Source organism: Bradyrhizobium sp., from assembly GCF_028868675.1.
In the GTDB taxonomy this organism is placed as follows: Bacteria; Pseudomonadota; Alphaproteobacteria; order Rhizobiales; family Xanthobacteraceae; genus Bradyrhizobium.
This window is the reverse complement of sequence record NZ_JAGWUA010000191.1, coordinates 1-9,024: the sequence shown is the minus strand read 5'-3', so window position 1 is coordinate 9,024 and position 9,024 is coordinate 1. Positions and strand designations below refer to the sequence as shown.

7 protein-coding genes are annotated in these 9,024 nt (G+C 65.3%); 5 read left to right on the top strand and 2 right to left on the bottom strand.

The window, feature by feature from the left end:
• Positions 1 to 62 precede the first annotated feature (62 nt).
• Positions 63 to 1,256: a cystathionine beta-lyase gene (gene metC, locus KGM94_RS20410; RefSeq protein ID WP_300263453.1), complete on the bottom strand. Its 1,194-nt coding sequence runs from the start codon at positions 1,254 to 1,256 to the stop codon at positions 63 to 65.
• 373 nt (positions 1,257 to 1,629) lie between these two features.
• On the opposite strand from metC, the gene KGM94_RS20405 reads away from it, so the two are divergent.
• From KGM94_RS20405 to KGM94_RS20390, 4 genes are read left to right on the top strand one after another with little or no spacing between them, the layout of a single operon-like run.
• Positions 1,630 to 2,646: an amino acid ABC transporter substrate-binding protein gene (locus tag KGM94_RS20405; protein ID WP_300263451.1), complete on the top strand. Its 1,017-nt coding sequence runs from the start codon at positions 1,630 to 1,632 to the stop codon at positions 2,644 to 2,646.
• Positions 2,647 to 2,670: 24 nt separating this feature from the next.
• Positions 2,671 to 3,876 carry an ABC transporter permease subunit gene (locus KGM94_RS20400; protein ID WP_300263449.1) on the top strand — a complete coding sequence of 402 codons (1,206 nt, stop codon included), beginning with the start codon at positions 2,671 to 2,673 and terminating at the stop codon, positions 3,874 to 3,876.
• Positions 3,873 to 5,393 carry an amino acid ABC transporter permease gene (locus KGM94_RS20395; RefSeq protein ID WP_300263447.1) on the top strand — a complete coding sequence of 507 codons (1,521 nt, stop codon included), beginning with the start codon at positions 3,873 to 3,875 and terminating at the stop codon, positions 5,391 to 5,393. Before KGM94_RS20400 ends, KGM94_RS20395 begins: the two co-directional genes overlap by 4 nt.
• 13 nt (positions 5,394 to 5,406) lie before the next feature.
• On the top strand, positions 5,407 to 6,147 hold the full coding sequence (locus tag KGM94_RS20390; RefSeq protein WP_300263446.1) for an amino acid ABC transporter ATP-binding protein: 741 nt from the start codon (positions 5,407 to 5,409) through the stop codon (positions 6,145 to 6,147).
• A 64-nt stretch (positions 6,148 to 6,211) separates the two neighbouring features.
• Here KGM94_RS20390 and KGM94_RS20385 read toward each other — a convergent pair whose 3' ends face one another.
• On the bottom strand, positions 6,212 to 7,246 hold the full coding sequence (locus tag KGM94_RS20385; RefSeq protein ID WP_300263444.1) for a cysteine synthase A: 1,035 nt from the start codon (positions 7,244 to 7,246) through the stop codon (positions 6,212 to 6,214).
• A gap of 641 nt (positions 7,247 to 7,887) precedes the next feature.
• On the opposite strand from KGM94_RS20385, the gene KGM94_RS20380 reads away from it, so the two are divergent.
• Positions 7,888 to 9,024, top strand: a 1,137-nt coding sequence (locus tag KGM94_RS20380; protein WP_300263442.1) for an efflux transporter outer membrane subunit, incomplete at its 3' end; no start/stop codon positions are given.

The following is a 9,024-nucleotide window of genomic DNA, read 5'->3' as shown; positions in this document are numbered from 1 at the left end:
GACGCGCGCGGCATCGCGCCGTTCCCCGCGCGGTGCCCTGCCGCGAGGCTGGTTGTGCAGGCTTAGAGTGCTGCGCGTAGCGCCGCAAAGCCGCGCTCGAGATCGGCCTTGAGGTCGTCGACATTCTCGAGCCCGATGTGCAGACGCAGCGTCGGGCCGCCCGGTGCCCATTTCGTCGCCGTCCGATAGCCGTCGCAGTCGAAGGAAATGACGAGGCTCTCGAAGCCGCCCCAGGAATAGCCCATGCCGAACAGGCGGACGGTATCGAGCAGCGCATCGACGGCCTGCTGCGGCGCGGGCTCTAGCACGATGCTGAACAGGCCGGAGGCGCCGGTGAAGTCGCGCTTCCAGATCGCGTGTCCCGGATCGCTTTCGAGACCGGGATGCAGCACGCGTTGAACTTCCGGCCGGGCGGCGAGCCAGCGCGCCATCTCCAGACCCGAGCGGTGGTGCTGCGCGAGCCGCACTGCCAGGGTGCGCAGGCCGCGCAGCGCAAGGAAGACGTCGTCGGGTCCGGCGCAGACGCCGAGCAGGCGGATGGTCTCGGCGACCAGCGGCCAGGCCTTTGCGTTGGCGGAGATGGTGCCGAACATGATGTCGGAATGGCCGCCGATGTATTTGGTGGCTGCCTGTATGCTGATATCGACGCCCTGCTCGAGGGAGCGGTGATAGAGTGGCGTCGCCCAGGTGTTGTCGTCGATCACCAGCGCGCCGCGGGCATGGGCCACCTCGGCGATCGCGCGGATGTCGGGCATTTCGAAGGATTGCGAACCCGGCGCTTCCACCAGCACCGCACGTGTGTTGGGCTTGAACAACGCCGCGATGCCTGAGCCGATCAGCGGATCGAAATAGGTGGTCGCCACGCCATAGCGCGCGAGCAGGCCGTTGCAGAAATTGCGCGAGGGTCGGTAGACGTTGTCGCAGACGAGAAGGTGGTCGCCGGCCTTCAGCACCGAGAGCAGCGTGGTGGTGATCGCGGCGAGGCCGGAGGGCGCGATGCCGACGCCGGCGCATTGCGGCCCTTCCAGGGCCATCAGCATGTCCTGCAGCGCGCGGGTGGTCGGCGTGCCGTGGCGGCCGTACTGGAACTCGCCGCGATGGGCGTGCAGGTCCCCGGCGCTTGGGTAGAGCACGGTCGAACCGTGAACGACCGGCGGATTGACGAATCCCTTCTGCGCCCTGGTGTCGCGGCCGGCGGTCACCAGCCGGGTCTCGAGGTGTTGTGGAACGGGCGAGGCGTCCTGCGAGGAATCCATGCGAGTGCTTTCAAAATCTGTTTTCGCGCGCCGCAAGACGGCCACCGGGCGCGGCGGGAAGGCCGCAACCGTTAATAACAGAACACAGAAGAGTCCCGTCAACCCCTTGACCCGGCTCGCCAGCCGTTCTGTGATGCAGAGGTGCTACCCAGTCGCCGCATGTTGAGGGGCCTGCGCGACCTTCGATCCATCGCCTGACCGGACCAAGCGTTTCAGCCCGCCGGGCAAACGTGTTGCGGCGGGGATTCAAGGGTTCGGCCCTCCGGCAGGCGCGACGTTCAGCGAACGTTCCAGGACGATTCAGACGATCTTGTCGGACGATCCTTGCCTGACGATCCTTGTGTGTAAGACGACCCCCGAAAGGCTTCAGCCCATGAAACGCGTAACTCTGGTTCTCACCCTTGCCCTGGCCGCAGGCCTGACCTCGCAGACCGCCACGGCGCAAACGCTCAAGACCGTCAAGGATCGGGGCATACTGTCCTGCGGCGTCAGCCAGGGGCTTCCGGGCTTTTCCGCGCCCGACGACAAGGGCAACTGGACCGGGCTCGACGTCGACGTCTGCCGGGCAATCGCCGCCGCCATCTTCAACGATCCGTCCAAGGTCAAGTACGTGCCGACGTCCGCCAAGGACCGTTTCACCGCGCTGCAGTCCGGCGAGATCGACGTGCTTTCGCGCAACACCACCTGGACCCTCTCGCGCGACACCTCGCTCGGCGCCAACTTCACCGGCGTCACCTATTACGACGGGCAGGGCTTCATGGTGAAGAAGTCGCTCAAGGTGAACTCCGCGCTCGAGCTGAACAGCGCGTCTGTCTGCGTGCAGACCGGAACCACCACCGAGCAAAATCTTGCCGATTACTTCAAGAGCAACAACATGAAGTACGAGGTGATTGCGTTCGGCACCAATGACGAGACCGTCAAGGCCTATGAGTCCGGACGTTGCGACGTGTTCACCACGGATCAGTCCGGCCTCTACGCCAACCGCCTGAAGCTTGCCAATCCCGCCGATCACGTCGTGCTGCCGGAAATCATTTCCAAGGAGCCGCTCGGGCCGATGGTGCGGCATGGCGACGACCAGTGGTTCGACATCGTGAAGTGGACCCTGTTCGCCATGGTCACCGCCGAGGAGCTCGGCATTACCTCGAAGAACGTCGACGAGAAGGCGAAATCCGACAATCCCGAGCTGAAGCGCGTGCTCGGCACCGACGGCAATTTCGGCGAACAGCTTGGCCTGACCAAGGACTGGGTGGTCCGGATCGTGAAGACGGTCGGCAATTATGGCGAGGTGTTCGAACGCAACGTCGGCTCTGGTTCGCCGCTCGCCATCTCGCGCGGCCTCAACAATCTCTGGAACAAGGGCGGTCTCCAATACGCGCCGCCGATCCGCTGATCTCCTTGCTCTGCGGCAGCGGCGATGAGCACCGACGCCCGTAAACCACCGGCCCAGATCGCGCTCAGGATCAGGCGCGCGCTGGGCGGGAAGGCCGGCTGGAACGGCGTCGCCGTCCAGCTGGGCTTCGCGGCGGTGCTGGGCTGGATCGGCTACGAGATCATCGCCAATGCCCGCACCAACCTCGAGACCCAGCACATCGCCGCGGGCTTCGGCTTCCTCAGGAACAATGCGGGCTTCGACGTCAATCAGACCCTGATCTCCTATACCGGCTCGGACACCTTCCTGCGCGTGTTCGTGGTCGGGCTTCTGAACACGCTCGTGGTCTCGCTGGTCGGCATCATCTTCGCCACCGCGCTCGGCTTCGTCGTCGCGCTGTGCCGGCTCTCGCCCAACTGGCTGTTGTCGCGCGTGGGCGAGATCTATGTGGAGATCATCCGCAACCTGCCGCTGCTGTTCCAGATCCTGTTCTGGTACCTTGCGGTGCTCGCGGCGTTGCCCAATCCGCGGGCGAGCATCTCGCTTTTCGGCCTCGTCTTCGTCAGCAATCGCGGCCTCGTCATTCCCCGCCCGATCGGCGAGGCCGGATTCGAGCCGTTCCTGGCCGCGGCCGCCTTCGGCATCCTCGCGTCGCTGGCCTTGCGAATCCAGGCGCGGCGCGCGCTGTTCCGGGAGGGCCGGATGATCCGGATCTGGCCCTACGTGCTGGGTCTCCTGTTCGCCCTGCCGCTCCTCACCATGCTGGTGTTCGGTGCACCCTTCGCCTTGGAGTTGCCGCAGCTCAAGGGATTCAATTTCGCCGGCGGCGCGCGGATCATCCCGGAGTTCGTGGCGCTGACGCTGGCGCTCTCGATCTATACGGCCGCCTTCATCGCCGAGATCGTGCGCGCCGGCATCCTGTCCGTACACAAGGGGCAGATGGAGGCGGGGTCGTCGCTCGGCCTGAGCCGTGGCACCACGCTCCGCCTGATCGTCATGCCGCAGGCCATGCGCGTCATCGTGCCGCCGCTGACCAACCAGTACCTCAACCTCACCAAGAATTCCTCGCTGGCGGTCGCTATCGGCTATCCCGATCTGGTATCGGTGTTCGCAGGCACGTCGCTGAGCCAGACCGGGCAGGCGATCGAGATCATCGCGATGACGATGGGCGTCTATCTCGCGCTGTCGCTCGCCACCAGCCTGGTCATGAACATCTACGGTGCGCGTCTCAACCGGAGCCTTGGGGCATGACGGACGTCGCCGCGCCATCCTTCGTCCGGCAGGAGCTGGCGCCCGAGCGCCCGGCGCCGGTGCGCTCGACCGGCTTCGTCGGCTTCGTGCGGGCGCGGCTCCTGAATTCGCCGACCAACATCCTGCTCACGATCGTGAGCCTGCTGCTGCTCTGGTACAGCATCGTTCCCGCGTTCAAGTTCCTGATGGTCGATGCGGTCTGGACCGGCAAGGATCGTTCGGCCTGCCTCGCCGAAAACGCCGGATTTTCGGTCGGCGCCTGCTGGCCGTACATCCAGGCGAAGCTCCCGCAACTGATCTATGGCTTCTACCCGGAAGCCGAGCGCTGGCGGGTCAATCTCGCGCTCGTCCTCGCGGCGATTCTACTGCTGCCGCTGCTCGTTCCGCGCCTGCCCGCGAAGGGTCTCAACGCCGGCTTGTTCTTCTTCGCCTTTCCGGTGATCGCATTCTTTCTGCTGCACGGCGGCGGCATCAGCGGCTTCGGCGTGAGCTGGACGGCCGGACTGCTGCGCCTGTTCGACGACAGTATTGCGGGCGCCGGTGAGGTGCTGCTCGATCTCGGCAAGGGTTCGGCGATCGGGCCGCTGCTGTGGCTCATCGGCAAGTTCATCATGCTGATCGGCGCGGCGATCTCCTGGCTGATCCTTCCGCTGACCTGGCTGAGCGACCGGATCCACGGAACCGGCGCTTCGGTCTGGGTCGATTTTGCCGTCACCACCGTGGTCGTCTCCCTGATCGCCTTCATGCTCGGCGGCGGCGTGCGCTCGGGCTGGCGCGCCGTCGGATGGAGCATTGCGACGTTCGTCGCCATCGCCATCGTGATCAAGCTGATGGGGCTCGATCGCGGCGGTCTGCCGATCGTCCCGACCAATTTGTGGGGCGGCCTCTTGGTGACGCTGGTGGTCTCCGTGACCGGAATCGTCACCTCGCTGCCGATCGGAATCGCGCTCGCGCTCGCGCGGCGCTCCACGATTCCGCTGATCCGGATATTCTCGATCGCCTTCATCGAGTTCTGGCGCGGCGTGCCGCTGATCACCGTGCTGTTCTTCGCCACCTACATGCTGCCCCTGTTCCTGCCGGGCAACTTCTCGGTCGACGGCCTCGTGCGTGCGCTGATCGGCATCGCGCTGTTCACGGGCGCCTATCAGGCCGAGAACGTCCGGGGCGGCTTAGCTGCGATCCCGCGCGGGCAGGGCGAGGCCGCCGCGGCGCTGGGGCTGTCGTGGTGGAGGACGACGTCGCTGATCGTGCTGCCGCAGGCGCTGCGCCACGTCATCCCGAGCCTCGTCAACAGCTTCATCTCGCTGTTCAAGGACACCTCGCTGGTCTCGATCGTGGCGCTGTTCGACCTCCTGGGCTCGCTACGGGCCTCGTTCTCCGATCCCAAATGGTCGACGCCGTCGACCCTGTTTACCGGCTTTGCCTTCACGGGCATGATCTATTTCGCCTTCTGCTTCGGAATGTCGCGCTATTCGCTTTTCGTCGAAAAACGGCTCAATGCTCACCGCCGCAACTGAGACAAGGTCAACCATGTCCGCAGAACCGATCGTCAAGATTACCGGCCTCAACAAATGGTATGGCGACTTCCATGTCCTGAGGGACATCGACCTCGAGGTGCAGAAGGGCGAGCGCATCGTGATCTGCGGCCCGTCGGGCTCGGGCAAGTCGACGCTGATCCGCTGCATCAACGCGCTGGAGGAGTTCCAGGAGGGCGAGATCGTGGTCGACGGCATCGACCTCGGACCCAACCTCAAGCACGTCGACGCCGTCAGGCGCGAGGTCGGCATGGTGTTCCAGAGCTTCAACCTGTTTCCGCACCTCACCGTGCTCGACAACTGCACGCTGGCGCCGATCTGGGTTCGCAACATGCCGAAGAAGGACGCCGAGGCCGCGGCGATGAAGTTTCTGGAGCGGGTCAAGATCCCGCACCAGGCCAACAAGTTCCCGGGTCAGATGTCGGGCGGCCAGCAGCAGCGCGTCGCCATCGCGCGTGCGCTCACCATGAACCCCAAGGTGATGCTGTTCGACGAGCCGACCTCGGCGCTCGATCCTGAAATGGTCAAGGAAGTGCTCGACACCATGGTCGACCTCGCCAGGGAAGGCATGACCATGCTGGTGGTGACGCATGAAATGGGATTCGCCCGCGAGGTAGCCAACCGGGTGGTATTCATGGACGCCGGCCAGATCATCGAGGCCAACACCCCGAACGAATTCTTCGCCAACCCGCAGCACGCGCGCTCAAGACTGTTCCTGAGCCAGATCCTGCGATGAGCGAATAGCGAGTGGCGAATGGGGAGCGAACCTCCATTCACCACTCGCTATTCGCCATTCGCTTCTACACGAACGGCAGCTCGATCTTGCTGCGCTGCTCCAGCCATTCCGGTACGGGAAGGTTCTTCGAGCGCATGAAGTCCGGGTTGAACAGTTTCGACTGATAGCGGCTGCCGGAGTCGCAGAGCACGGTCACGATGGTTTTGCCGGGACCGATCTGCCTTGCGAGGCGGATAGCACCGGCGACGTTCACGCCCGTCGAGCCGCCCAGGCACAGGCCTTCGTGCTCCAGCAGCTCGTAGATGATGGTCACGGCTTCCTCGTCGGAGATCAGGAAGGCGTCGTCGACGTTTGCGGTTTCGACGACCGGCGTCTTGCGTCCGAGACCGATACCCTCCGTGATCGAGTCGCCCGGCGTCGACTTGACCTGGCCATTCCTGAACAGCTCATACATCGCGAAGCCGTGCGGATCGGCGCAGGCGGTGACGATGTCCTTGTTCTTTTCCTTCAGGTAACGGCTGATGCCGGCGAGCGTGCCGCCGGTACCGACCGAGCAGATGAAGCCGTCGACCTTGCCGGCCGTCTGCTGCCAGATTTCCGGCCCGGTCGAGTCGTAGTGCGCCTTGGGATTGTCGAGATTGTTCCACTGGTCGGCGAACAGCACGCCGTTGGGCTCGCTCTTGCGGAGCTGGTCGGCGAGCCGCCGGCCGACGTGCTGGTAGTTGTTCGGGTTGGAATAGGGCAGCGCCGGGGCCTCGACGAGTTCGGCCCCGCACAGGCGCAAGAAATCCTTCTTTTCCTGGCTCTGCGTCACCGGGATCACGATCAAGGTCCGGTAGCCGCGCGCGCTGGCGACGACGGCCAGCCCGATGCCAGTGTTGCCGGCGGTTGCCTCGACGACGAGACCGCCGGGCCTGAGCTCGCCGCGCTTCTCCGCTTCCAGGATCATCCACTTGCCGGCGCGGTCCTTGACCGACTGGCCGGGATTCATGAACTCGGCCTTGCCGAGAATGGTGCAGCCCGTCGCCTCGGAGGCGCGCTTGAGCTTGATCAGCGGTGTATTGCCGATCGCTTCGACGACGTCGTTTCTGATGGTCATGTCAGGGATAAGCCGGTCGTGTCCTCGAACGTTCCAGCGACCCTAAAGGAGCGGAGATGACCGCACAAGCCGACGGGGCACGTTCGTCCGATGCGCTTGCGATCTGGGGGGAGAGATGGCGCAGGCGTTCCGCAAAGACCTCTTTGGTTGATTGCGCGACGCTGTTCCGCAGGAGGAGACTTTTGTCCTGAATGATCGCGCGCGGTGGGAAAGAGTCCTTCGATCTCCGCCGCGCACGAGAACGTCGTTCCTCGGCAATCGGGTCAACTCCGCCCAGCATTGGACGATCGGGCGGAGGCGGGCCGCTTGGGATGCTGCGCGCCATGCCAAGCACCGGGTGTGGCGGTAATATCACATGAAATGTTGGTAAGCTGGAGGCTCGCGGGGACATCGGCGGAATGCGAGAAAGCCCCGTCAAATGGGCTTAAGTTGCGCGTCCGACGCTTTCGCGGCTGGCTTTCTTGCGCGGGGATTTCGCAGGTGCGGGACTGTCCGCCCCGGCATCGCGCCGCTAGTATGGCCGCCGGGTTCCAGGAAGCATCACCGCTGTGAACGAAGCGCAGAAAGCCGGCAGATCGACCCGTGGCGAATCGGTTATTCCGGCGGCGCGAGGGGCTGGGTCTGCCCGGCGGGGGGCGGATGTGACGACGGGAGTCCCGGCAGTTGCGGTCAGGCGGCCCCGGCTCCGGGCGGCGCGCGCTCTGGCTGCATTCTGCATCGCTCTTGGTTCGGCCGGCTGCGTGCTGACCTCGGACCTTCCCGATCCCGCGCTCGATGTGCCCCCGCAATACAAATATGCCGGCAAGGCGGATGCCCCGCCGGCGCTCGACTGGTGGCGCGGCTTCCGCTCGGCGGAGCTCACGCAGTTGATGGAGGAGGCACAGAGCGTCAACCTCGACATCGCGGCTGCGGTCGCCCGCATGCGCGAGGCCGACGCCCAGGCGCGGCAGGCCGGCGCGCCGCTGCTGCCGAGCCTCTCCGGCACGGGACAAGAGACCTATTCGCGGACCTCGGGTTCCTCGTCCTCCGGACTCACCAATGGCGGCCGTGAGGTCGTCAACTACCAGTCGTCGCTGAGTGCGAGCTATGTGCTCGATTTCTGGGGCCAGAACCGCGACGCGCTGCAGGCCGCTGAGGAGACCGCGGTCGCCAACCGGTTCGACCGCGACGTGGTGGCGCTGACCACCCTGACGAGCGTGGCCAACGCCTATTTCCAGGTGCTGGCGTCGCAGGACCGGCTGCGCACGGCCCAGGGCAACATCGCGAGCGCGCAGCGCATCCTCGATGCCATCCGGGAGCGGCGCAAGGCCGGCACCGGCACCGACCTCGACGTCGCGCAGCAGGAAAGCGTGCTCGCCAACCAGAAGGCGCTGGTGCCGCCCTTGCGCCAGACGCTCGACCAGAACGCCAATGCGCTCGCCGTGCTGGTATCGCGGCCGCTGGAGAGCGTGCGCGTCAGCGGCGGCTCGCTGAACCAGGTCGCGATCCCGCGGGTCAGCCCGGGCCTGCCTTCGGAGCTCCTGACGCAGCGGCCCGACATCAGGCGGCAGGAAGCGCAGCTGGCCTCCGCGACCGCCAATATCGGCAATGCGCGGGCGCAGTTCTTTCCCACCATCCAGCTGACCGGCAGTGGCGGCTATCAGAGCTCGGCCCTGGTCTCGCTGTTCCAGCCGCACGCGGCGTTCTTTCAGCTCGTCGGCAGCGCGACCCAGCCGATCTTCGACGGCGGCAGGATTCTCGGCAATTTCGAGCTGGCCAGGGCGAAGCAGGACGAGTTG